Annotated in this window: 17 protein-coding genes and 1 tRNA gene; 13 read left to right on the top strand and 5 right to left on the bottom strand. The window is 46.4% G+C overall.

Annotation, left to right across the window (positions count from 1 at the left end; translation table 11 throughout):
• Window positions 1-169: 169 nt before the first annotated feature.
• From P150_RS0108195 to P150_RS0108210, 4 genes are all read left to right on the top strand, one after another.
• A complete protein-coding gene (locus P150_RS0108195) occupies window positions 170-2260 on the top strand; it encodes a TonB-dependent receptor (protein WP_028897268.1) in 2091 nt (696 codons plus the stop codon).
• A gap of 52 nt (window positions 2261-2312) precedes the next feature.
• A complete protein-coding gene (locus P150_RS16220; protein WP_036932329.1) occupies window positions 2313-3062 on the top strand; it encodes a hypothetical protein in 750 nt (249 codons plus the stop codon).
• A gap of 249 nt (window positions 3063-3311) precedes the next feature.
• On the top strand, window positions 3312-4364 hold the full coding sequence (locus P150_RS0108205; protein WP_028897269.1) for a hypothetical protein: 1053 nt from the start codon (window positions 3312-3314) through the stop codon (window positions 4362-4364).
• Window positions 4365-4886: 522 nt separating this feature from the next.
• Window positions 4887-6803 carry a BspA family leucine-rich repeat surface protein gene (locus P150_RS0108210; protein WP_051617599.1) on the top strand — a complete coding sequence of 639 codons (1917 nt, stop codon included), beginning with the start codon at window positions 4887-4889 and terminating at the stop codon, window positions 6801-6803.
• A gap of 706 nt (window positions 6804-7509) precedes the next feature.
• Here the strand turns inward: P150_RS0108210 and P150_RS0108220 are convergent.
• The 3 genes from P150_RS0108220 to P150_RS0108230 form a co-directional block, all read right to left on the bottom strand.
• Window positions 7510-8370, bottom strand: coding sequence for a CPBP family intramembrane glutamic endopeptidase (locus tag P150_RS0108220; RefSeq protein ID WP_028897271.1), 861 nt, complete (start codon window positions 8368-8370; stop codon window positions 7510-7512).
• Window positions 8363-9310 carry a bifunctional riboflavin kinase/FAD synthetase gene (locus P150_RS0108225; RefSeq protein WP_028897272.1) on the bottom strand — a complete coding sequence of 316 codons (948 nt, stop codon included), beginning with the start codon at window positions 9308-9310 and terminating at the stop codon, window positions 8363-8365. Before P150_RS0108225 ends, P150_RS0108220 begins: the two co-directional genes overlap by 8 nt.
• A 239-nt stretch (window positions 9311-9549) precedes the next feature.
• The gene (locus tag P150_RS0108230) at window positions 9550-10200 is read right to left on the bottom strand and encodes an HAD family phosphatase (RefSeq protein ID WP_231477588.1); all 651 of its coding nucleotides are present in this window, start codon (window positions 10198-10200) and stop codon (window positions 9550-9552) included.
• Window positions 10201-10463: 263 nt separating this feature from the next.
• Here P150_RS0108230 and P150_RS0108235 point away from each other — a divergent pair.
• Together P150_RS0108235 and P150_RS0108240 are read left to right on the top strand one after the other, a co-directional pair.
• Window positions 10464-10537, top strand: a tRNA-Ile gene (locus tag P150_RS0108235).
• Window positions 10538-10726: 189 nt separating this feature from the next.
• The gene (locus P150_RS0108240) at window positions 10727-11656 is read left to right on the top strand and encodes an ADP-ribosylglycohydrolase family protein (protein ID WP_028897274.1); all 930 of its coding nucleotides are present in this window, start codon (window positions 10727-10729) and stop codon (window positions 11654-11656) included.
• Between the two features lie 88 nt (window positions 11657-11744).
• On the opposite strand, the gene P150_RS0108245 is transcribed toward P150_RS0108240, so the two are convergent.
• Both P150_RS0108245 and P150_RS0108250 read right to left on the bottom strand, forming a co-directional pair.
• Window positions 11745-12734, bottom strand: coding sequence for a hypothetical protein (locus tag P150_RS0108245; protein ID WP_028897275.1), 990 nt, complete (start codon window positions 12732-12734; stop codon window positions 11745-11747).
• Window positions 12735-12940: 206 nt separating this feature from the next.
• Window positions 12941-13750, bottom strand: coding sequence for a formate/nitrite transporter family protein (locus P150_RS0108250; RefSeq protein ID WP_197018064.1), 810 nt, complete (start codon window positions 13748-13750; stop codon window positions 12941-12943).
• Window positions 13751-14320: 570 nt separating this feature from the next.
• Between P150_RS0108250 and P150_RS0108255 the strand changes: the two genes are divergently transcribed.
• The 7 genes from P150_RS0108255 (at window position 14321) to P150_RS0108285 (ending at window position 24514) form a co-directional block, all read left to right on the top strand.
• Complete coding sequence (locus tag P150_RS0108255) at window positions 14321-14896, top strand: DUF3575 domain-containing protein (RefSeq protein WP_051617600.1); 576 nt, start codon at window positions 14321-14323, stop codon at window positions 14894-14896.
• Between the two features lie 11 nt (window positions 14897-14907).
• Entirely contained in the window at window positions 14908-16356 is a 1449-nt protein-coding gene (locus tag P150_RS0108260; RefSeq protein ID WP_028897278.1) for an OmpA family protein, read from the top strand.
• A 45-nt stretch (window positions 16357-16401) separates the two neighbouring features.
• Window positions 16402-18147 (top strand): Mfa1 family fimbria major subunit, encoded by a 1746-nt coding sequence (locus P150_RS0108265; RefSeq protein WP_028897279.1) that lies wholly within the window; start codon window positions 16402-16404, stop codon window positions 18145-18147.
• Window positions 18148-18257: 110 nt separating this feature from the next.
• Window positions 18258-19238, top strand: coding sequence for a FimB/Mfa2 family fimbrial subunit (locus P150_RS0108270; RefSeq protein ID WP_028897280.1), 981 nt, complete (start codon window positions 18258-18260; stop codon window positions 19236-19238).
• Between the two features lie 16 nt (window positions 19239-19254).
• Window positions 19255-20757 carry an Mfa1 family fimbria major subunit gene (locus tag P150_RS0108275; protein WP_081819303.1) on the top strand — a complete coding sequence of 501 codons (1503 nt, stop codon included), beginning with the start codon at window positions 19255-19257 and terminating at the stop codon, window positions 20755-20757.
• Window positions 20758-20764: 7 nt separating this feature from the next.
• The gene (locus P150_RS0108280; RefSeq protein WP_155952975.1) at window positions 20765-22270 is read left to right on the top strand and encodes a fimbrial protein; all 1506 of its coding nucleotides are present in this window, start codon (window positions 20765-20767) and stop codon (window positions 22268-22270) included.
• A gap of 3 nt (window positions 22271-22273) precedes the next feature.
• On the top strand, window positions 22274-24514 hold the full coding sequence (locus P150_RS0108285; protein ID WP_028897283.1) for a fimbrial protein: 2241 nt from the start codon (window positions 22274-22276) through the stop codon (window positions 24512-24514).

The following is a 24514-nucleotide window of genomic DNA, read 5'->3' on the forward strand; positions in this document are numbered from 1 at the left end:
GTCATAGGTTGGTATGAACGTATCTCAATCTTTCAATTCTTATTTGAAACAATGAGATAGTTCTTCTGATGCTTCCATTCACTGACTTACTTGATATTATGGGTTCGGTATGTGCTGAACTCAATACCTTTCGTACATTTTTATTTTGATAATTACGTAAAATACTGATATGCACAAATTACGCCTATTGGTTATTTCTGCCGTAGTCATCGGGCTACAACCCTATGCCTATGCGCAGAAGCCAGAGAAGTCTAAGGAAACGCAGCGTCTTGCCGAAGTTACGGTAATGGGAGAAGGCAAGAAAGCGAGCGTGAATGCCGTGTCTGCCACCATCAGCAAACAGAACATCACGCAGGCAATGGGTAAGAGCCTTGCCGCTATGCTTGAGCAGGTGAGCGGCGTCAGTTCCATTCAGACAGGAACAACGGTGGCGAAACCTGTTATCCACGGTATGTATGGAAACAGAATCCTGATGGTAAACAATGGTGCCCGGCTTACCGGGCAGCAATGGGGAGCCGACCATGCACCCGAAGTGGACAAGAACAGTGCGCAGCGCATTGAGGTTGTGAAAGGAGCCGAGAGTGTAAGATACGGTTCGGAAGCCCTCGGCGGCATTATCTTGATGGAACAGCAGACTTTGCCATACGGGGCAACGGCTGCGCACGGAAATCTCTCCGCAATGTATGGCACGAACGGAAAACGCTATTCCTTCGTGGGAATGGCAGAAGGAACGATGCCGAAACTCTCTGATTTTGCTTGGCGAGTGCAGGCTACTTACGGGAACAGCGGCGACCAGCGTTCGGCAAAATATATTCTGAACAATACGGGATACCGTGAAATGAACCTGTCGGCAGCACTTGGCTATCGCTGGCGCAGCTTCAGAATGGAGGGATTTTACAGCTTGTTCGGCCATAAAATCGGGGTAATGCAGAGTGCGCAGATGGGAAATGAGAATCTGTTGCTGGAGCGAATCCTCATCGGACAGCCGGTAGAGTTTACCCCTTACAGCCGTTCCATCGGTTATCCCCATCAAAAGATAACGCATCATACGGCTATACTGAAATTGTTTTACGACTCAGAAAAGTTCGGAAACTTTGCTTGGCAGACTTCCTTTCAGAAAGACGACCGCAGAGAAAACCGTATCCGGCGTATGAACAACTCCGATGTTCCCACGGTCAGCCTTCGTTTGCAGTCTTTGCAGAATGCGCTCAACTGGCATAAGAGTTATGGCGATTGGCGGACGGATGCCGGAATACAGTTGCTGAATGTGGAAAATCACAGCGAACGCGGTACGGGAGTAGTGCCGATCATACCGAACTATACTGAGTTTGCGCTCGGTGCATTTGGCGTACAGCGATACAGAAAGGAAAAGTGGGGTGCCGAAATGGGCGCACGGTTCGACTATCAGCACACGGAAGCCGACGGTTACGACTGGACTGGCGAACGATATGGTGGCAACAAGAACTTCACGAACTTCACTTACAGTCTGGGCGGACACTACCGACCCGACAGCCATTGGCGGTTTACGGGCAATTTCGGCGTAGCTTGGCGTGCGCCTCACGTGTATGAGCTTTACAGCAACGGCAACGAACTCGGTTCGGGAATGTATGTTATCGGCAAGGACGACCTGAAATCAGAACAGAGCTACAAGTGGATTGTGTCTGTGCAATATAAGAACAGCTTTGTGAATGTAAGGCTCGACGGCTATTTGCAGTGGATAAACAATTACATCTACGACGAACCTACGGGACGGAACATCGTCGTTGTGGCCGGAGCGTTCCCCATTTTCCAGTACAAACAGACCTCGGCATTCTTCAGAGGGATGGACTTAGACCTTCACATTACGCCGGTTCGTTCATTCGATTACCATCTTGTAACGGCGATGATATGGGCGAATGAGCGCAACACCGGGCGTTATTTGCCCTACATTCCTTCGGCAAGATTCACACAGGCTATCAGTTGGAGACCACAGATGAACGGACGTTTGAAGCCGTGGGTGGGAGTAAACCACCGGTTTGTGGCGCATCAGAACCGTTTCGACCCGAAGACAGACCTCGTTTTCTTCGCACCTGCATCCTACAATCTCTTCGGGCTTGAAGCCGGTGTGGATTGGCGGATGAGCGATTCGCAGTCGCTGCGTGTGGCGTTGATGGGCGAAAACATCTTCAACAAGGAATACAAGGAGTACACGAACCGAAGCAGATATTACTCGCACGATATAGGAAGAGACATTCGCTGTACGGCAACGTGGACTTTCTGAGAATCGAAATGACAAAGAAGAACAAAGAAAAAAACATTAAACACAAACAAATATGAATACAAAATTATGGTTTAAATCGGCATTCAGCCTCACACTTGGGGTTTTGCTTGCATTGGGAATAGCTTCTTGCAGCCCCGATGCGCCTGAAAATGAAATCAATCACAAGCTGCACGAAGACCCTTTCAAAGCCGTGCTTACCTTGCAGGAAGGCAAACTGATAGGTGGAAAGTTCAATGCCAATCCCGAGATGAAGCACTTCGAGGCATCGCCTGTCGTAGAGCAGAAGGTGGTTTGGGATACACAGAAAGGCAAGGGATGGACGATTACCAGTCCGGCAAAGTCGTTCAAGGTAAAGAACATCGAGCAGAATCCCGACGTGGTTTATTGCCTGAAGTTTGAATACTTCAACCTCAAGGGCGAACCGATGAACTATCAGTTCTTCGACAACGGTCAGGACAAGATTCATCAGCACTTCTTCTCTGTTTATAAACCGGTTACTTTGCCCGATGGCAGCAAGGGAAATATAAGAGAAACGAAGAAGGAAAACCTTCCGTTTGACTACAACTATGCCGACGAATACAACGGAAACTACATTGCCGCAACGAATCCGATGGGCTTTCAGGGCTTCATCCGTTTCGTTCAGCCTGCCACCAACTTCGATCTGACCATCGAACTTCTGCATTCCGCAAAGTCGAAGCTCGAAGACGACGGCACGCCTTCGCCCTTCTATCTCCCATCGCGCACGAACAGAAGCACGGGACTGTGGGATATTAACATCACGATTCCAATAGAGATAGAATAAGTGGGGAAGTTTACAAGTTCACAAGTAGACGAGTTTACGAGTAGATTTTTTCATTCATCTTACTGTTTGCAGTCTTACGCTTCTGATATTCTTCTGAACATAAGAAGTAACTTACTTGTCTCCTCGTCGACTTGTAACCTTGTCCACTCGTCCACTTATAACCTCGTCCTCTGACACATTCATTAATCACAGCTTGAACCCTAAAAAGACAAAACGGGCGATAGCCAAACTAAAAACAACTATAAAATTATGAAAACAAAATGGTTTAAGTCTGCTCTTTACCTCGCAGTAGGAGCAATGATTACATTAGGTGCGGCATCTTGCAGCAAAGACGATCCTGTTGATCCGAAAGTAAACCCTGACCCGAAGGAAAAACCGGGCGACAAACCCGGAGAGAAGCCCGGCGAAAAGCCTAAGACTGCGAAGATGCTGATGCCGGCATCGGTGGAAATCTACGTTTACGACGGCCATCTGCACGGCAAGAAGAAGTTCCACCAGAACTCACACGCGGCGCAGTTGAAGTATTTGGGCAAGACCTACAAGCTCGTCTATACGCTCGTAGACGGAAAATGGGTGGCAAACAAGGACAACAAGACCGTAAACCTTCTCGGCGATACCACTCCGATAGAGCAGGCCGCCAAGGTGGGTGGCGGCGTTGCTGCATTCGACATCCACTATTTCGACAAGGATCACAACGAAATTACCGGCGATTATATCGTGAACGGCGAGAACGAGCACTATCAGCACTTCTTCGTTGCTTCCGACATCAAGCCGGGTTATGCAGATGTTGAGAAGAAGGAGGCCGTGAACGGACTGAAATTCTTCGGCTACGAATACTGCGACACAGACCCTTGGAACGCAACAAACCATTCCGGCAAGGCCAAGTTTGTCAGCGAAAACCTTTACGTGGGTATGAAGGGGTATTTCCACTTCGTCACTCCCTACAAGAAGTTCAACCTCGAAATCAAGCTGATGCGTGCCGAGAACAAGCTCGTGGACGGCAAGCTCTCGCCATTCTGTCTCCCTACTGCCGACCAGACGGCAAAGGCTGAATGGCTGCCGAGCATTGTAGTGCCCGTGAATCTCTTTATGGCTACTTCCGACCTTGAACTGGAGGTGGACGGCTTTGACGACGAATCCATCATCTCAAGGCCTGAAAGCGAGTTCAGCGAGCGCGATCGTCTCGTTATCCATTCGCTGATGGACGCTTACGGCATCAAGGACTTCCACGAAGCCGTGGCGGAATTCTTCTGGAACATCGCCGGTGGAGGTGCCCACGATATGGACAACTTCTGGTTCTAAGCCCCTCATTCAGGCTGCCCTTTGCTGTTCCGTATCGGACAAGGGCAGCCTGAACTGCATTGAAGCGCAGCGCATTTTTGATGATGCTTTGAAAAAAGATTCGGCTTTCCCTTGCTGTTTCAAATAAAAAGGTGTAGCTTTGTACGCGAATTTCAAATAATAAGTTTAGCTTACAAAGTACATCACAATGAAACGACAGGCCATTACGGAAAAGACGTGTCTGTATCACAGCGAAAACAATCGCATAAACACGCTTTTTATCCTCTCTGACGGACGTTCTCTGCTGTTCGGGGGGGGGCGACCGTTTAGTCGTTTCGGACGATTCTGAAGCATTTTGTAGAAACTCGGATTTATTAATAATTGTGTACGGAAGGCTCCGTCTGCATCTCTATTGTAAGGAGGTGCGGGCGGGGCCTTCTGCATTTCCGTCCGTCTATGCACAACAGGCAGTAGACGGAGACGCTCAAGCCCGATACCAAATACTCAAATAAATATTTACAACCTTTAATAAAATAAAGAAAGATGAAAACAAATTTATTCAAGAACACGACGGCAGCGATAGCTGCACTGTTCATTGCAATCTTTGCCCTGCCCACAGCGGCGCAGGCACAGGGAAAGGAAGCCTATGCGGTGCTGAATGGCACGGACAAGACTTTCAACCTCTACTACGATGGCAACAAGGAGACTCACACCGAAGGCACCGTGTATGCCCTGCCTGCATCGGGTAAGCCGGAATGGAGCTCGTCCGATCAGATTAAGCAAGTTACCACCGTAACCTTTGACAAGTCAATGGCAGACTATCATCCTGTTACCACGGCAAGTTGGTTTTCCAAATTCTACAAACTTACTGCCATCATCGACATTGAAAACCTCAAGACTGACCAAGTAACCGATATGAGCTATATGTTCAATAGCTGTTCGTCTCTGAGATTACTTGACGTATCGAGTTTCGACACAAAGAAAGTTACCAATATGGATTGGATGTTCGCTTTCTGCCGTAAGCTGAAGAGAATTTACTGCAACGACGCTTGGACGTGTGAAAAATCCAACTATATGTTCAAAGGCATCGAAAACCTGAAGGGAGCGGCAGAGAAGTTTGACGAAAACAAAGGTGTCGAAATGGCAAATCCCACCACGGGCTACTTTACCAAGAAAGGCACTATGGAAGCATACGCGGTGCTGAATGCTGCCGACAAGACCTTCACATTCTATTATGACGGCAAGAAACCTACCCACACCGAAGGCAATATATACGACCTTACATCGGGCAAGCCAGAATGGCAAGAACAAATATATGCCAAGAAAGGGTATGGTTGGGTTCGTGATCCGGATCTAAGCGAAGTCATTACCGTGGCATTTGACAAATCAATGGCTGACTATCATCCTGTCAGCACGGCATTCTGGTTTGCCGATTTCGAGAAACTCACCACCATCAACGGTATGGAAAATCTCAAGACCGACGAGGTTGGCAGTATGAGCCATATGTTTACCGGATGCAGCAACCTGACCGCTCTTGACTTATCGACGTTCAATACAGAAAAGGTAACAGCTATGCACTATATGTTCCATAATTGTTCAGGTCTTAAATCACTCAACGTGTCAAAATTCAACACGGGGAAAGTAACCAATATGAGCAGTATGTTTGAAAATTGCCGTGTGCTGCCAACGCTCGACATATCGAATTTCAATACAGAGAACGTAACGAATATGAACGCTATGTTTGCAAATTGCCGTGCGCTGACCAAGCTTGATGTTACAAAATTCAATACATCAAAAGTTACTAATATGGGACTTATGTTCAGCGTATGTGCTCGCCTTACATCGCTTGATGTAACGGGATTCAATACGGAGAATGTAACCTATATGTCCAATATGTTCAATAACTGCCAGGGCCTTACATCGATTGATGTATCGAAATTCAATACCTCGAAAGTAACGGCTATGAGAAATATGTTCAATGCCTGCATTTCATTAACTTCGCTCGACGTGTCGAATTTCAACACGGAAAATGCAGATGAAATAATAGGTATGTTTGCCTACTGTCAGTCCTTGACTTCAATCGACTTGTCGAATTTCAATACGGCGAAGGTAAAATATATATACGAAATGTTCAAGGGCTGCAAAGAACTTACCACGATTTACTGCGACGATGACTGGAACCGTGAGGGAATGAAGTCGAACGATATGTTTAAGGACTGCGCCAAGCTGAAAGGTGCTGCGGCATACGACGGAAGCAAGACGGACGTAACGATGGCGAACCCCACCACGGGCTACTTTACCAAGAAGGGGGCTACGGCTATTCAGCAGACCGTTGCCGACGACGTGGCTGCAAGGAAGCAGGACATCTACAACCTGAACGGCGTGCGTATGGGCAATGACCTCGACCGTCTGCCAAAGGGAGTGTATATCGTGAGCGGCAAGAAGGTAGTGAAGAGGTAATTGTTTTGGGGAGAATGACTTAAAGGAGTTAAGGAGTTGGAGAGAAGGAGTTAAAGGAGTTAAGGAGTTAAAAGGAGTTAGAGGACAAATGTTCCGTCTCTCAAGGCTTTTGCAATACTCCAAATCGAAAGGACAATACTCCCACTCATTCAAGGCTTCCGCAATGCGACGAAAAGAGCTGTTGTCCTTTAACTCCTTAGTGAGCGAAGCGAGCGATAACTCCCTTTAACTCCTTAACTCCCTTCTATAATTTAAAAGGAGTTGTCCCAAAATCGTCTTCACGCCCAAGTCGCAGATGTGCGATGCTGCCAAGAACGTGGAACTGAGCGTGGACAATCCCGAGCGCAGAAAGAAACAGGACGGAGGCACGACGCAGGACAGCGACGAGGAGAATCCGTAATTAAAAAACACGTTTTGCAATTAACCGAAGAATGGCATTCAATCTTCGGTTAATTGCTTTCCATTTTTGCGAAGAATGGAATGCAATCTTCGCAAGATTGAAAACGAGAGTATTGTTTCTTGATTGTCAGCTACTTATGGATATCGTTTGTGTTCGGTAATCGTGTGTTTTTGGGTTTACCCTTATCTCTCACAGAATTCACAAGTTCACAAGGTTACAAGTGGACGAGTTTACGAGTAGATTTGTTCATTTATCATACAGTTTGCATCTTACAAATCTGATATTCTTTTGAACATAAGTGGTAACTTACTTGTTCACTCGTCCACTTGTCCCTTGTTCACTTGATCTCATCCTCAATGCCAACTGGAAGATGGAGGGAACGAGGATGCAGAGCGAGAAGAAGAGTCCGCCGTACATTATCCGGGTGTCGTGGTGGAAGAGGTCGATGAGCTTTCCGTCGGCCATCTGCGGCATAAGGTTGAACATCAGGTAGGCCACGGAGTTGTTTACCCAATGGAGCACGATGCCGGGAATGATGCTGCGTGTGCGGCAGTACATCCATCCGAGCAGTATTCCCATAATGAAGCCGTGTATGCCCTGTGCGGGATTCAGGTGTATGGCTCCGAAGATGGTTGCCGAAAGGAAGACGGCGAGCCACGTGCCTTTGCGTCCGAAGGCGTCGAGGAGCGCCCGGAGGATGGCTCCACGGAAGATGAGTTCCTCGGCTATGGGCACGAAGATGCCTACTGCCACATACCCCCACGGTTCTTTCATAATGCCTTCAAAGAGTTGGCGCGTGTTTTCGGGCATTGCTATCTGGAGTTGCTCGTAGACGTATTCCATCGGGAGGATGGTGCCCAATGCCAACAAGCCCGACCAGCAGAGCACTGCCCACGGTCTGGTCTTGAGGTAGGTGCGCGATACGGGTGCCCACTGGGTTTTAGTGAAGAGGACTATCGTGATGAGGCTGCTCAGCACGCTGCTCACGGCAACGACCGAACTGTATCTGCCCTGTTGCATTCCGTTTATTATCTCTTCTATTCCCGGCTTTTCCAGATAGGCATACACGCCTATGGCAAGGTATTGCACGAGCATCTGTATCAGATAGAATACTGCTATGAAGAGGACTACGTATAGGATGGCCCTGATGATGTTGTTCTTATCCATTTTTCTCTGTCTTTAATATCTTTTCTATGTCTTTCCTGTCTTTTGAGAGTTGGGCTGCAAGCTCGTCTGTACTTCCGAATTTGCGCTCTTCCCTGATTCGTTCGATGAATGCCACTTCGAGTTTCTTGCCGTAAAGGTCGCCCTCAAAGCCGAACAGGTTCACTTCCATCGACTGTTCTCTGCCGTTGAAGGTGGGTCGGATGCCTACGTTCAGCATTCCCCCATAGGTTGCTCCGTCGTCCGTTGTTTTCACGGTTACGGCATAGACGCCCGGTGCGGGAATCAGCCTGAACGTCTCAGAGGTGTCTACATTTGCGGTGGGGAATCCGAGTTTTCTGCCGTTCTGATAGCCCGAGACCACGTTTCCTGAAATCCGGTAGGCTTCTCCGAGGCATCGGTTGGCAGTTCTGATGTCGCCCCCTTCGATGTGTCTGCGAATGACGGACGAGCTCACGCTGGTGTTCTCTACCAGTAATGCCGTGTCTTTGATGATTTCTATTCCGAGTTCTTTGCCGAAATGTACGTAATCATCGAAGGTTTCGGTCTTGTTGTGTCCGAATCTGTTGTCGTAGCCCATTACGAGTTTGCACACGTTCAGTTGCTCTTTCAGCACGCTTTTCATAAAATTCTGGGCAGAGAGCGCAGCGAGTTCTTTTGTGAAATGCAGCACCACAATGCTGTCTACGGCTGTCTTTTGCAGTTTCTCCAGTTTCTCTTCGAGCGACGAGAGCAGCCGGGGCTGATAGTCGGCGTGGAGCACCTGCCGGGGATGACGGTCGAAGGTGATGACGGTGGTCTTCAGTTGTGCTGCCTTTCCTTGCTTTATGATGTTGCTGATAAGGAACTGATGCCCGAGATGCACGCCATCGAAAAAGCCTATGGTGGCAATCGACGGGCTGATATCCAGTTCTTTGGTGTTTTCTAAATATATTATTCTCATTTTTTCTTTGTTTTGGGTAAGGGAACAAGGAGACGAGGGAACGAGTGGACAAGATTATAAGTGGACAAGTGAACCAGTAGACCAGTAGACCAGTGGACGAGAGGACAAGTGGACAAGCAGGTTACCTCTTATGTTCAGAAGAATGTCAGGAGCGTAAGGCTGCAAACAGTATGATGAATGAACAAATTTACTTGTCCCCTCGTGAACTTGTAAACTTGTCTCCTCGTCCTCTTGTAAACTTACCTCAAATCCATCCAATCGTCAGGTTCGGCATTGAGGAAAGTCTGTATTCCCACTTTCGCTGCCCCTTCGCAATTCTCCTTCCGGTCGTCTATGAAGAGCGTTTCCTCAGCTTTCAGCCCTGCCTGAGAGAGCGTTTCACGGAAAATCTTTTCATCGGGCTTGATAAGGTGCATTTCGTAGGAAAGGAAAACACGGTCGAAATAGTCCTCTGTGCCATACGGTCCGTATGGGAAGAAGTCTTCTGCGCATTTGCGCCAGTGCATCTCGTTGGTGTTCGACAAAAGAAAGACTTTGTATTTCTTGCGCAATTCCAACAGTCTCGCTTTCTTTTCGTCGGGAATACCGGTCAGGAGTTCGTTCCAAGCCCACACGATTTCCTCGTCTGTCAGTGGCTTCCCTGCCAGTTTCCTTATCCGTTCGCAGAAGATGTGTTCGTTGATGTTGCCCACTTCCGTGTCGAAAAACAAACCTTTCAACTGTTGTTCCTTTATGGTCTTTGCCAAATCCTCGCCTCCGATTTTACGGAATGCGTCGATGCAACGCTGTCCGTCGAGATTCACGAGCACGTTTCCGAGGTCGAAGATGATGTTTCTAATATTCTTTTCCATTGCCATCCGTACATTCAGCAAGCCATATTCTGTACTCATAAGTCCTCTTGTCTGTCAAATGAAAGCCCTTCTAGTTAGTGGTGTGGGGCTGTTCGGGTAGAGAGTTGCAATAACCTGTACCCTCATAATCAGTAAGAGAAGGCGCAGATGGCTTGAAAATGATTGTCTTGCAAAGGTACATCAAATCAGCGTCATAGCGTGCAATGCGTACGCAAAATGTGTTAAAACGCTAAAAATATCCCCTTTCCTTTTCCGTATTTCCATTTATTTCATTATCTTTGCACCCGAATTATTAAAATTCAGGACTTGTAGCTCAGTTGGTTAGAGCAACAGACTCATAATCTGGAGGTCCCTGGTTCAAGCCCAGGCTGGTCCACAAACAAAAGGAGTTACAGACAGGTAGCTCCTTTTTATTTGTCTTTATGTGAAATGCGAATGGAGAGAGTTGGGACTTGTTTTATTGCTGAATTGCAGGGCATTGCATAACAATAATAACGCTTCTCAATTTTACATTAAAGAAAGACGGCTCGCTTCAGTATACTTGCAATCTATGATATAAATGAAGATGGAAATAAAAGATAAATTCAATGGTACACTCTTTGGACAAGCTATCGGCGACGCACTGGGCTTGGGTACAGAGTTTATGACCAAGACGGAAGCAAAAGAGAAATATCCTGATGGTTTAAAGGAATACAGCCAAATAATCAGAGATTATCACCGTTCCAAATTCCAGCAAGGAATGTGGAGTGATGATACGGATATGATGCTGTGCATAGCCAATGCCATCATAGAGGACAAGGGGATAAATCTGCATACGATAGCAAGGAAATTTAAGAACTGGCTCTATGCTCCCGATACCAGAGGTGTGGGACAAACTACTTATAAGGTGTTGGCAATAGCCAACTATGTAGAGAATCCTCAGCAGGTGGCGGAACTGATTTGGAGGATGTCGCGTACAAAGAATGCTGCCAATGGTGCCATAATGAGGACTGCCGTAATAGGACTGTTGAAAGATAATGTGGCAAAGACAGCCGAAGATGTATGCAAGCTAACCCACTTTGATCCTCGTTGTGTAGGTTCGTGTGTTATCATTTCTGAAATCATCAGCCATTTAGTTTGGAAAAACGAAAAACTCTCTTACGCTCAAATACTCGCTATCGGAAATCAATATGATAAAAGCATAGCTGAATATATTGACAAAGCATATTATAATGGTATAGAGAGTTTGGAACTTGACGAGCCTTCAAGCATTGGCTATACGCTGAAAGTTTTGGGAGCTGCATTGTGGTGCTTTTTTAATGCACACGATTTTGAAGAAGGATTGCTGTCGGTCGTAAACGAAGCAGGCGATGCCGACACGAATGCCGCTGTTGCCTGTGCTGTGTTAGGAGCTGAATTTGGATATGAAGCTATTCCGAAAAGATATATTGATGGATTGATGAAACGTGAGTATTTATCAAAAGTAATTAATGACTTGATGGCAGTGCTTGCATAACCTGAATTTCTCAATTCATATTAAAGAATAAGGAGGACGAACTGCACGTTTGCAGCTCGTCCTCCTTGTTTCTGTGCATCCATAAACTCTAATCAAAGTCTACGAGCCAGTCCACGGTCTCCGTAGTCATTGTGCTGTCCTCTTCCTCCAGATCAATGATAGTTGCAGGGGGATTCTTCATTTCAATATTCACGGTGGTGGTAACATTCCGTTTCAAGGTAATTGTTTTGGTTGCTTTCTTCACGGTTCCATCGGCACGCATCCACTTTACGGTAATGACGGTGTTGCCGCCATATCCATCTTCGCACGCCTTCGCAATCTGATTGAACGAATACACCGACATCCTGTCGTATTTCTCATCGGTGGAATTTACCGTTATCTCCCTCTTCAGAAACGAGATATCGAGTTTACCCTCTGTCGGAGGCGTTACAGAAAGGTGCAGTCCGAACACAACACGCTTTGCCTTTATGTGTGCTGATGTGGAAGAAGCGGGATTGAAGTCGTCGAGTGTTCCGTAGAATTTATAGACGCGGGGGTACATTACTTTCTCCTTGTCGGATATGTTCGTTGTTCCGCTTGTCAATCCTGTGAAGTTTGCCGACGAGGATTTCACGAATTTGTTATCGCTCTTTGCAGGCGTTTCCTTGCTTCCGACGAGGAACGGTGAGAGATACTCCCCATCCTTGTTATATACCTTGTCTTCATTGTCGGCTACGATGAGACATTCGAACTGATAGAGATTGCCTTCGGTGAGCATAATGGCGATTGCGGAAGGATCCGTAAACAGTCCGTAGGCATACTTGGAATAGGATTTTGCACCGTTTTTCTTTTCATACACGTTCACGGCATACACTTTCCCGGGCGCACCGGCACGCACCGTCGGTTTACCAGCAAATGCCATCGGTTCCTCGGAGAGCGTGATGCTCTCTTCATCCAACGCCAGTTCTACAAGCCGTTTTGCCTGTTTCTTGCTTCCTGTCTGTCCGTTGTCATCCGTTTCGGCGATAACTCCCTTTTCACAGGATGCGAAGCAGAAGCTCAACAGGGCTGCTAAAATAATGAAGGTTAGTTTTTTCATAATGAATTAAGATTGAGATAATTAATGCAAATATACAGAATGTAAATGAGAAAAGCAAATATTACAGAGATTTTTCAGATAAAGGGACGAAGAACTGTTGGAAAACATTTCCGTTTTCCGTAGAAATATCTGTTATTGATGAAAAAATATTTGTTATTATTAAGATAATCTGCTTGTAAATCTGTTTGCTCGTTGCCCTTTTCCTTTCAATCCAAATACGAGGTCTTGGAATTGTTCAGCCACGCAAATACAAGGCCGATGAGCAGACCTCCTCCAATGTAGTTGCCTATGTAGGCGAACGTCCATTGACGGATGGTATTGAGGAAAGTCAGTCCGTCCGTACCGGCGAAAGCATTGAAGATAGCGAGAGAGAAGGATGCGAAATTGGCAATAACGTGGTCGAGACCGAAGAACACGAACATAAAGATGGCAGAGAGCACGATGGCTATCTTTGCTCCCGACTCCTTGATGAGGATGAACGACATTATGGCTACGTTTATGAACATATTGGCAAGAATTGCTTCCCAGAGAATCGTCGGACTGGACTTGCCGAGCTTGCCTTCCACTATCTCCACAATCATACTGTGGTCGGTAAATCCCTGAAACGCCGATGCCTGATTGAACATCCATCCTGTAATCAGCGCACCAATGAGATTGAAGAGGGTGCAGGTGGAAAGAATGTAGACGGCCTTCTTTATGCTCAGACGTTTGTGATAGACACCTGCTGTGAGATAGAGCATATTGGAGGTGGCAAGTTCGCTGTTCAGGAAAAGAATGTAGATCAATCCCCACGCAAAGAGAAAAGCAAAGGCGAATTTGCCGAGATTGTGGTCGATGTGGTTCAGCTTGTCGCCGGCTATGGCTCCTACTGCCGTTGTCATTGTAAGGAAAGCACCGGCATAGGCAGAGCGTGCGGCGTATCGCCAGAAACTTTCTTCTATCAGCTCAACCTTCTTCTGGCATACCACTTCTATCTTGTGCTTGAATACTGAAATATTTCCTTCCATTTCTATCATTTGTTTATTTGCCTGCAAAGAAAAGATAAGGATAATATCTCATAAAATCCAATCGTACGGACGTTTGTGGGGGATTTTTGAGATAAGCACTTCATTCTGTATCTCTTTGGAATCCTTTTCGCATAAAAAAGATAATAATGTTTGAATATTGTGAAATGGATTGAAAGCAGATGAGCGTCAAAGTGTTTTTCTTATCCCGAAATCAGATTCGTTTAATTACTAATTTACAGTTTTATGTTAATAGTGGTTAAATATATGGGGGGGGGGGAATTTTTCATTAAATTAATTTTGGTAAATCATTCTAAATAATCTACCTTTGCACTTACCTTTATGAAAAGGGTAACGCTTATGTAAAATTGAGTTATAAAAGGATGCAGGTTGCCAACCTGTGGTTTCAAAAAATACTTGGCTCTTAGCTGTATAATTAATATAGAATATATTTTCCCGATAACAACGACTGTTTAAGGATTTTATAGCAAGGGCTGTAAAATAATCAAATAATATACTATATACCATAATATATATGGGTATTATTACGAAAAAATAATTAAAAATAAAATATATGTCATTATGCAAATGAGATTGCTCGCTATTTTGTTATGCGTCTCCCTGTTTTCGCTTCGAGGCAAGGCACAGGAGATAGCATTGAAGACAAACGTGTTGGCAGATGCGGCTTTGCCAGCACCCAACTTTTCTGTCGAAATGAGTCTGGGAAAGAAACACACGCTCGACGTGATGGGCGTTCTGAATCCCTTTACTTACAGCGACAACAAGAAAATGAAGGTGTGGGCCGTTCAGCCTGAATGGCGTTATTGGTTCTGCTCCTCCTTCAATGGATGGTTCGTAGGTGCCCATGCACATACCGGACAATTCAACGTAGGCAACTACAAGTTGCCCGCAGGCTTGTTCCCTTCCACGAAAGAACACCGTTACGAAGGTTGGATGGTGGGAGCCGGCGTTTCCGTAGGCTATCAGTGGGCTATGTCCAAGCACTGGGGGATTGAGATGGAAATCGGGGCTGGATACACCTATTTCGATTACGACCGTTACAAGTGTGTGAAGTGTGGAGTGAAGGAAGGCAGCGAAAAGAAAGGCTTTTGGGGACCTACCAAGGCCGCAGTTTCACTGGTTTATATGATTAAATAAGTTTAGATGCTATGATGAGAAATATCATTAAGAACTGTTTGATGGCCTCGTTGGCATTGTGCCCTCTGTTGGGTTTTGCCGCAGAGGGAGGAGGGCCGCGCTTTAAAATACAGAAAGGTTATCTTGATGGCGACTCAGTCAAAGCCAAGATGACTGTGGTGTTGGACGACGTGAAGCTCAAGGAACAGACACTCCTTGTGCTGACGCCCAGTCTCGAAGCCGACAATAGTGGGCGGGTGTATGAATTTCCACCTATTTATATAGGAAGACACAATGCATTGGTTCAGTATAAGCGTCAGGCGAAGAAACTCGACCGTGGAGTAAAGCCGCTCGCAGTGGTTCGTCGCCATAACGGAAAACCACAGGAAGTAGAGGTAATACTCGCTGCTCCTTATAGCACTTGGATGGCAGATGCTGCCGTGAAAGTGGACGAAAGAGCTCGTGGCTGTGCAGGATGCGATTTGGGCGAAGACAATTACGACGTGGCTCAAAGACTTTTCGGCGATCCTTATACTCCTCAATACCAATTGGCTTACATTGAGCCTAAGGTTGAGATGAACAAGGTAAGAAACGAGAGGTTTGCTGCTCATTTCGCTTTTACCGTCTCTAATTCTACCCTGATGCGCAGCTATCGCAACAACAAGGTCGAGCTTGACCGTGTAGACAGTATTACCAACAGCATTCTGATGAACAAGGATCTCAAGGTTTCCGACATTTCCATTGATGGATATGCATCGCCCGAGGGAAACGAGAAAACCAATCTCGACTTGTCGAAAAACAGAGCGCAAGCCTTGGTTAAATATCTTGTGGACAAATATAAGCTGCCCGTGAATATGTTCCACGTGCAGGGACACGGAGAAGACTGGAACGGACTGCTACAGTTGGTCAAAAACTCTGAAATGGAATGGAAGAACGATGCGCTGACCATCATTAACAATTATAATGGTAAGATGCGCAAGGAGAAACTGGTAGCCGTACACGAGGGATTGCCCTATCGTTTTCTGCTCCTCAACTTCTATCCGCTCCTCCGTCGCACCGAATACACCTTGAAATATAGCGTGAAAGACTTCAACCTTGAAGAAGCAAAGGCTTATATGGGCACCAAACCTCACTTGTTGAGTCTGAACGAAATGTATATGGTGGCAAACAGCTACCCCGCAGGTAGTAAGGAGAGGAACGAAGTTTTCCGCACGGCTGCCTCCATTTACCCTAACGACCCTGTGAGTATGGCGAACCTCGCTGCTATGAAGATTTCGGAAGGTAGTGTGGACAATTCCATAGAAAACTTACTGAAGGGCGCATCTACCCACCCTCAAGCCATCAACAGCCTTGCTGTGCTCTATGCCAAGAAGGGCAATTGGGAAAAAGCAAAGGAACTTTTCAAGCAGGTGGCTGATATGCCTGAGGCACAAAACAATATGAAGGAAATGCAGAAGGTGCTCGAAAGCATTGGTCTGTAAGATAAAATAGAGAAAAAACAAGTAAGTATTATTTTTTAATTTTTTATGTACAAAATCAGAACAAAAGTAATGGCTGCCTTGGTCCTTGGATTAGGATTCTTGACAGCATGTTCAAACAATGACGATTTGGACAACGGAGGCGGAACTGCGCCTAACGGTAGCACTTACATGTCTGTTGCTATCAATTTGGCTACTGGTGCTGGCACTCGTGCTGACAACCAGAAGGACACAGGGAATGGCGACAATCCTGACTACAACTTCGTAGGTAAGTGGGCAGGTCAGGACAAGGTTAATGCTATCGATGTCTATGTATTTAACGATGCTGACAACCTCGAGGCTTATCAGAACTTCCCTGCTGGCCAGTTCGAGGTTAAGGGTGCCGCTGCTGACCACACAGTAACGATTACTCCTTCTAAGGGTATCAAAGTGCTTCCTGGTACAAAGACTGTTTATGTAGTGGTTAATCCAACTACAGATACACAGAGCTTCTTGCCTAGCACATTGAATACGACTACACTCGTAGCTTTCAAGGAGAAGTATGAGAATGTAGCTAGCGCATCTACTAACTTCTTCAAGCTTGCCAATAGTGGTAACAACCAGACTAATGTTGAGACTTCTGCTGATAAGCTTGCTAAGGTAGACGCTAACAATGACGTTATCACTATGACAGCTATTGAGGCTGCTACAAACGTGGATGTAAAGGATAACGTAAGCGAGGCTGCTACTTTGGCTGGTAACACTACCAACCGTGCTAAGCTCACAGTAAAGCGTGCCGTAGCTCGTGTTATGGTTACAACAAAGGAAAATAGCTTTGAAGTAAAGGGCGACGATCCTTTGACAGCTGAGGTAGAAACCGATGCGGTGCTGGGTACTGTTAAGGACATTAAGTATGTTGTGGCTCAGGGAGAGCAGGCTATGTACTTTATGCAGCGCGATGGTGCTTCTGCTGATTTGACCTATAAGACTCCATTCTCTGACTATGTAGCTAATGCTACCAACTACACATGGGCTTTGGCTGGTGCACAGTATGACTACTCTGGTCTGTGGAAGAATTATAACGCTAATGGTATTGGCGGTGTTACTGTTCCTACTAAGGAACTTTATAAGAAAAATGACAATCCTACTACACTGGGTAACATTTCACAGGCTTTGAAGGATCAGTTGAATGGTGAGTTCATTTTGCCTAACACCCATAAGTGGGGTGCTAATCAGGATGCTTCTGGCTATCGCAAGGGTAACACAGCTTATGTCCTCGTACGTGCTCTGTTCGTACCTAAGAAGGTCGTGATGGAAGATGGTTCTATTAATCAGAGCTATCCAGAAGGCAAGACATTCTTTATGGGTGCCAATGGTGTATTCTATGAAAATGTAAAGGCTGCTCGCGATGCTGCTAACAAGGGTGTGGCTAAGCAGACTGCTGCTCAGTATGTAAATGGTAAGACTATCTATTTTGCTTGGGTAAATCCTGATCACGCAGATGATGGTAAGTGGATTAACTCTCCTGTAAATCGTAACAACATCTATCACATTCAGATTGATGGCTTCAAGAGAATAGGTTCTAACTGGAACCCATTGGTTCCTAATGATCCTAACCACCCTAACGATCCAACAGAAAATCCTAACAACCCTGACCCAAAACCAAAGGATGGTAATCCTAGCGAACCTAACGAGCCAAACGAACCTCCTGTAAAGCCAGACGATCCATTGACTCCGAAGGAAACTTGGATGTCTGTTCAGACAACAATCCTTCCTTGGAATGTTCACTCTTACTCTGTTGTCCTTGACATGTAATTGCGTCGTTCCAGTTAGATAAACTATATATAAATCGGGAGGGGGACACCCTGTCGTCCTCCCGGTTTTAATAAAAAAGATATTCCGAAGTATTTATAACAGCAGAAAAGATGAAGCATTTTAACAAGATATTATTGGCAATATTCACGTTGGCGACAATTATAGGGTGTGACAGCCTGATCTATGATGACAATAAGGATTGTCCCCAAGGTGTATATGTGAGCTTTTATTCCCAAACACCTTGTGAGGAAGAGCCCGTCTATCCTTCTGTTGAACACTTGGAAGTATTTGCATTCGATGAAAATGGAATATTGGCCGGGATGCAGGAGGTAGAGAATCCTAAGCTGGCGGCTGATTACGAAATATATATGCCATTGCCACAAGGTGCTTATACTTTTGTGGCGTGGACAGGACTGGACGCTGACCGACTGGAACGCAGCCTCTTGAAAGTGGGCAGCACAAAGAAGTCGGATCTCTTGTTCAGCCTCAAGGAAAAGGCAGTTTTTGCCGATGCTAACCCTGAACCGGGATTCAAAATCTATCAGGGCGAAAGCGAAAAGATTTATCTGCCGTCCAGCGAAGACAACGGTACGGTAGAAATACATACGAAGGTCAATCTTATGGAGCAGACCAATCGTATCAAGGTTTCCCTCGTTGGTGTGAAGGAACCTAACAATTTCGAGATAAGAGTTTATTCTGCCAATGGAAGCTCAAATGTCGATGGAAATATGCCATTGAACAACAAGGTTATGCAGTATCCGGGCATTGCAACTGCCAACCCCAGCGATACGGTGCTTGTGAGCAAATTCAACACGCTGAAGCTGAAGACTGGCTACAAAAACACACTGGAAGTCTACGATAAGTTCCAGAATAAGGTGATATTCCGTGCCGACCTGATTGGCTCAATACTCTTGAGCAAGTCTGACGACCACGACACCAACATCAATCTCGACTGTACGCACGATTTCGACGTGAAGCTGTACGTAAGAGATGTATGCAACTGCGATGACTATACAGTCATTGCCTGCGAAGTAAATTTAATTAAATGGAGCGTCCATAGCTATAGTATAGACTTGGGTGGAGTTTATTAATCACTGAAACATTATAATGATGAGTTATAAAAAGATATTTCAAGGTTACTTGGTGTGGATGGCGGCTTCGCTTCTACTCTTTTCCTGTTCCTCCAACGTGGAGGGACCGGACGAGGACGTGGAGGGCAAGGCTCCGCACTGGCTTGCCATATCTGTCAGCTTGCCACACTTCGCCCAGACAAGAGCCGGAGTAGCTGATAAAGGCAACGACCAGTCTTATGACGGTTCGGCAAACGACCAGAAGGTGGACTCTGCGCGTGTTGTCCTGTACGATGACAACAGTATGGCCGTTTACTCTTTCGACATTACTTCTACGGATGTAGCCGTAGGATCATTTACCCACGCTCCTTTCACTATCAAGGCAAGAGCACTCAAGAAGGCCAATTATTCGGTCTTGGTGCTCCTGAATCCCAGCGACAAAGTGAAGGCCGTTACGAACAAAGGCAACGTAAAATCGCAGTTTGAAGCTGCTGCCAGTATAGGCATCAACGATCTTGCCTCTAATGCCAACGGCGTGTTTATGACAAACGCTTACGGCTATGTGCCTACGGCCGATGGCAACTGGAAGGAAACCCAAGCCGAGGCAGAGGCAACGAACGTGCCTGTTGAGGTAAAGGTGGAGCGTGCCGTGGGCAAGGTGTTTGTTTCTCCTGCCCAAGGAGCAGACGTGCCTGTCGAAGGTGGTGCGGAGGTCGGCAAGGCTACGATGAGCGACTTTGCTCTCGACGTTACCAACCTGAAAACCTACTGGATGCGTAAGCCCGGTAAGAGTCTTACAGGCAATGGCACAGCCGATGCCGAAGCACCCACAGCCGATGAGACCAACACCACACCACATTACTATCAGTACGCCATCGACCCTAATATGGGCGTGTCGGCAGTTACTGAATTTAGCAATGCCGTGGAGTATCCTCAGGCCTTCTCAACTGGTGGATGGGAAGATTCCAAGGGTATCTATGTTGTCGAGAATACGATGGATGCCACAGCCCAAAAGCGCAACAACTCAACTCGAGTGCTGGTGCGCCTCACATATTTGCCAGCCTCGCTGATTTTCGCCCCTGCCGGCGATAAGAGTTGGGCAGACTACCGAGGCAAGGTAATGACGCTCAAGGAGCTGAAAGAGAAAATCAACGATGCGGCCACGAAGACCGACGAGGAGATGAAGATGCCCGTAGGTTTCAAGGAAGATGTGGCTAAACTTAGCAATGAGGAAAAGACTTTCGCCAAGTCATTCGTCAGCCACAACCTGAAATACTACCATCAGGGACAGAACATATATGCTACTTATATCCGCCATTTCGATGATGCGAAGCAGCCTAAGTTTATGGCTTATGGCAGGTATGGCGTAGTGCGAAACCACATCTATAAGATAGAGGTTACCAAGGTGATGGGGCCCGGCTCGCCCGTTCCACCCAAGCCTGACGACAATCCCGACGACAACACCGCTACTTATATAGCTGTGAAAACGGTTGTTGTGCCGTGGGGTACGAGAGACCTCAAGAATATCATACTTGACTAAAAGACAAATGACTCTATTCAAAGTGAAACAGAAGATTGACGGCCATTTCCATCGGGCAATATTTGATGCTTGCCTGATGATGTTGGTAGCTCTTGCCGCCCTATCGTGTTCAAATCACGATGAGGCAGAGCCGGAGAATCTGCACGGTGGGGTGGGCTATATGGCCATTTCTACGCGAGCACAGGGAACAGCAGGCTCTCTCAACAAAGATACGAAGGACTATGAAGACAAGGTGGTAGACCTTCGACTCATAGCCTTTGAACATGCAACAGGAAAGGCTGTGTACAATAAGAAGCACGCCATTGCCGACTTTACCGACTATGCCGTTAAGGTGCCTATGCGCACCGGTGAATACGACTTCTGCTTCGTTGCCAACGAGACAACGGAAATGACAGCTGCGCTCGATAAGGTTGCCTTCAAGGACGGACTTTACTACGACGATGTACTGACAAAGATTCCCTACAAGGGCGTCAATGATAAGCCGCAGACTTTTCTTATGACAGCAGAAGTAACGAATACCGTTGTTGCCAACAATACACAGAACAATCCCCTCAAGCTCGATGTGGAGCTGATTCGTTGCTTGGCAAAGGTGGACATCAATATGCTCTACAAGGAGAATATGAACGCTAAGGAGAAGGAAGCCACCAAGGGGTTGCGCCTTACTGCCGTACAGTTCAAGAATCTGCCCAAGACCTATTCTCTCTTTCCTCCGAAGACGGCGTATGCCGGCGAGCTGGTGGAAGACAACTATGAGGGCTACAAGGACGCAAAGTATAGTGAAGACGGCACCAACCCCGTACTGCGCAAGGCGGTCTATGTACCCGAGTATCTTCGTGCTGCCACTTCCCCTGAGGATAAGAAAAGCACGATAGGCGTGCACTACGAGAAGCACGGTATCGATCGTGTCCACACTGTGGATATCGACCATCAGGATTTTAATAAGGGAGGCTACAAGCCTGCCATAGCAGACCAATTAAGCACCAAGAGCATTGTCCGCAATACTGCCTATTCCCTTTCGGGCGAGCTGAAAGGCTGGATAGAAGAATCAATAACCTTCAACTGGGAGATCCTACCGTGGACGGTGGTAGCTTCGGAGAAAGAGTTCTCAGCTGTTGCCGTGCAGGTAAAAGACCCTAAGCAGCCCAACTTGGATATTCAGGGCGAGGGTGGAAACGAACTGGTTTGGCATTCCGGTGCAGCCGGTGGTCTGAAGCTGACGTTCGATATACAGGAGCCGGCAGGTGGCGTATGGCGTTTTACCATTACCAACCGCAACGACTTCGACCTCAAGGGGAAAATGGTAAATAGTGGACTCGAAGCCGTTACAGGTGTTGCAGGCAGCGGTCCTGTGGAACTGACCATCACTCCGCTAAAGCCGTGGACGGGAATCATCCGTTCCACCGAGCTTTACCTCACTATCAACGGTGTGGAGGTGCAGATTGTTCCGAAGTTTATCGAGAACAAGATTGAACCGGGACCTACTAAAAGATATTTGATCAAACAAGCCAATTAAGCAATGAAGATATCAAGCTATATATACGCAGCCATCGCCTCAGTATTCTTGCTGACACTGAGTGCCTGTCGGGCGGAAGACGAGCTTCCTACCATCGATAAGGAGAATTCTTACCAAATACAGTTTGGATTGTCCATCCTCCCTCCACAGACCCGTGCCGTGGAGCCGGGAATTGATGATCCCCTCAACGAGAATAAGATAACGAAGATGGACGCCTTCCTCTACGATGATGCGGGCGTGCAGCAGGGACATTATTCTACGGAAAAGGGCGACTTGGTCGTATCCAATGCTACTGCCGTCTCAGGCACGGCTACCATCTATGTACCCAAGACTTCCAATTTATCGGGCAGATATACGGGACACGATTATCATCTTTATGTACTCGTAAACTATCACGGTACAGAATCCCTGACCGGCAAGACGCTCGACCAGTTGAAGGCCGTTAAGCTGACTTCTGTCTCGCTTGTGCAGACTCCTGATATTCAGCCGCAGGCCGACTTCCTTATGGATGGAACGGTAAAGACGGGAGCGATGACGTGGGCTACAAGCAATAACTACACAGTAGGGCAGACCGTGAAGCTGTCTCGTGCTGCCGCTAAAATCAGAATTCGCTTGGATACGGATATCGTGATACAGGATAAGGAAGACACGTATGAAGTTGTCGGCGCGCCCACTATAACGCTCAAAAGCTATACCAACCAGACCAACCTGTTGGCAGGCTCTCCTTTGGCTACGCCCCAATACAAGTCTATGGACGATGCTCAGGGACAGCCAATGGTACAGGCAGAGTATAATGGCAAGCATTTTTGGGCGCGTCAAACGCCCTATTACAGCTACGAGAACGATTGGAGTTATGATGGCAAGGTGCGCACATACGCTGTTATCAAGTTGCACGTTAAGGGAAAAAATAACAAAAAGGACCTCGACACCTATTATAGCATTCCTCTGAACTATCTTGCCGTTAAGGACGGTATGACCAAAGAGGAGATTGCAGGCATGTCGAAACTTCAGCGCAACCATCTCTACGACATACAGTGCAGAATCAAGGAGTTTGGTAGTGCCGAGCCTACCAAGCCCGTTGATATCCCCCTTGGGTATATTGCCATAGAGGACTGGAACACGCCCGATGCCATCGATGCTGCCATTACCAAAGCCCACTATCTCGTGGTAAAGGAACTTAAGCCCGAGATGCTGAACGTGAATGAGCGTCTTGTTGAATATATCTCCGACTTGGATATTGATGTTCCGAAGATGAACGGAACCGTTGAGTATGAATATACACAATATGAAAGGAATGGCTCTACTACACAGATTAAAGGAAAAGGCAGTGAAAAAAATATTACGATAGAGACGATTACTCAGGGCTATAAAAAGTACCTGAAGATAAAGAGTCCTATCCCCGACAATTATGTGCCTCTTACCATCCGTTTCAGAGTTGAGCAGATAAAGGATCCCGATGACCCAACAGCCACCCCTCTATGGAAGGATGTCGAGGTAACGCAGTATCCACCTGTATATGTAACGGCAAAGAAATCTAAGGGTACTGAAATCTATTGGTATTCTACTTTTACAGCTTGGAACAATTTGGGAGCAAATGGACGAGGCTATCAGAGCAACGGCACATTGTTTAAAGTTACAACGCTTGCACCTTTGGATGGTCAGATTGTTGGAGATCCTACGTTTGGTACTGATAGAACAGATAGAGGTGAAGAAGCTAATAAAATTACGTCTCCTCAGTTTATTGTAGCTTCGCAATGGGGTATGAGTACGGCTGTTCCCCAATATTCTGATTCTAATAACGACTTAGGGTGGATACAAGATAGTTATAATTATGAAGCAGCTACAGGCAAAGTAGATGCGTATAAAACTAGTGGAGATTATTCTTATAGATATCGTAATTATTCTAATGCAGAGAATCGTGCCTATAATTATTGGGAAGATGATTATGGAGTTTCCGGGAATAGAACTATACAAACATTAAGGCAGGGCTACTATTGGGCTGAGGAAAAGAATTTAAAATTTAAGTACGAAGGTCATTGGCGCATCCCTACTTTGGCTGAATTAGCATTGATTGTAAAAATTCAAAAAGACCCCAATAGTGCTGTAAAGAGTCTTCTGTGGGGGCATCAATACTGGTCAGCACAAACGGATATGGGGTATGACTTTGATAATGCAAGAAACTATCCCACCAACGGTACTTTATCCATCCGTCCTGTCTTTGATACATATAACAAGAGTGAATAA

The organism is Prevotella sp. HUN102 (assembly GCF_000688375.1).
Classification (GTDB): Bacteria; Bacteroidota; Bacteroidia; order Bacteroidales; family Bacteroidaceae; genus Prevotella.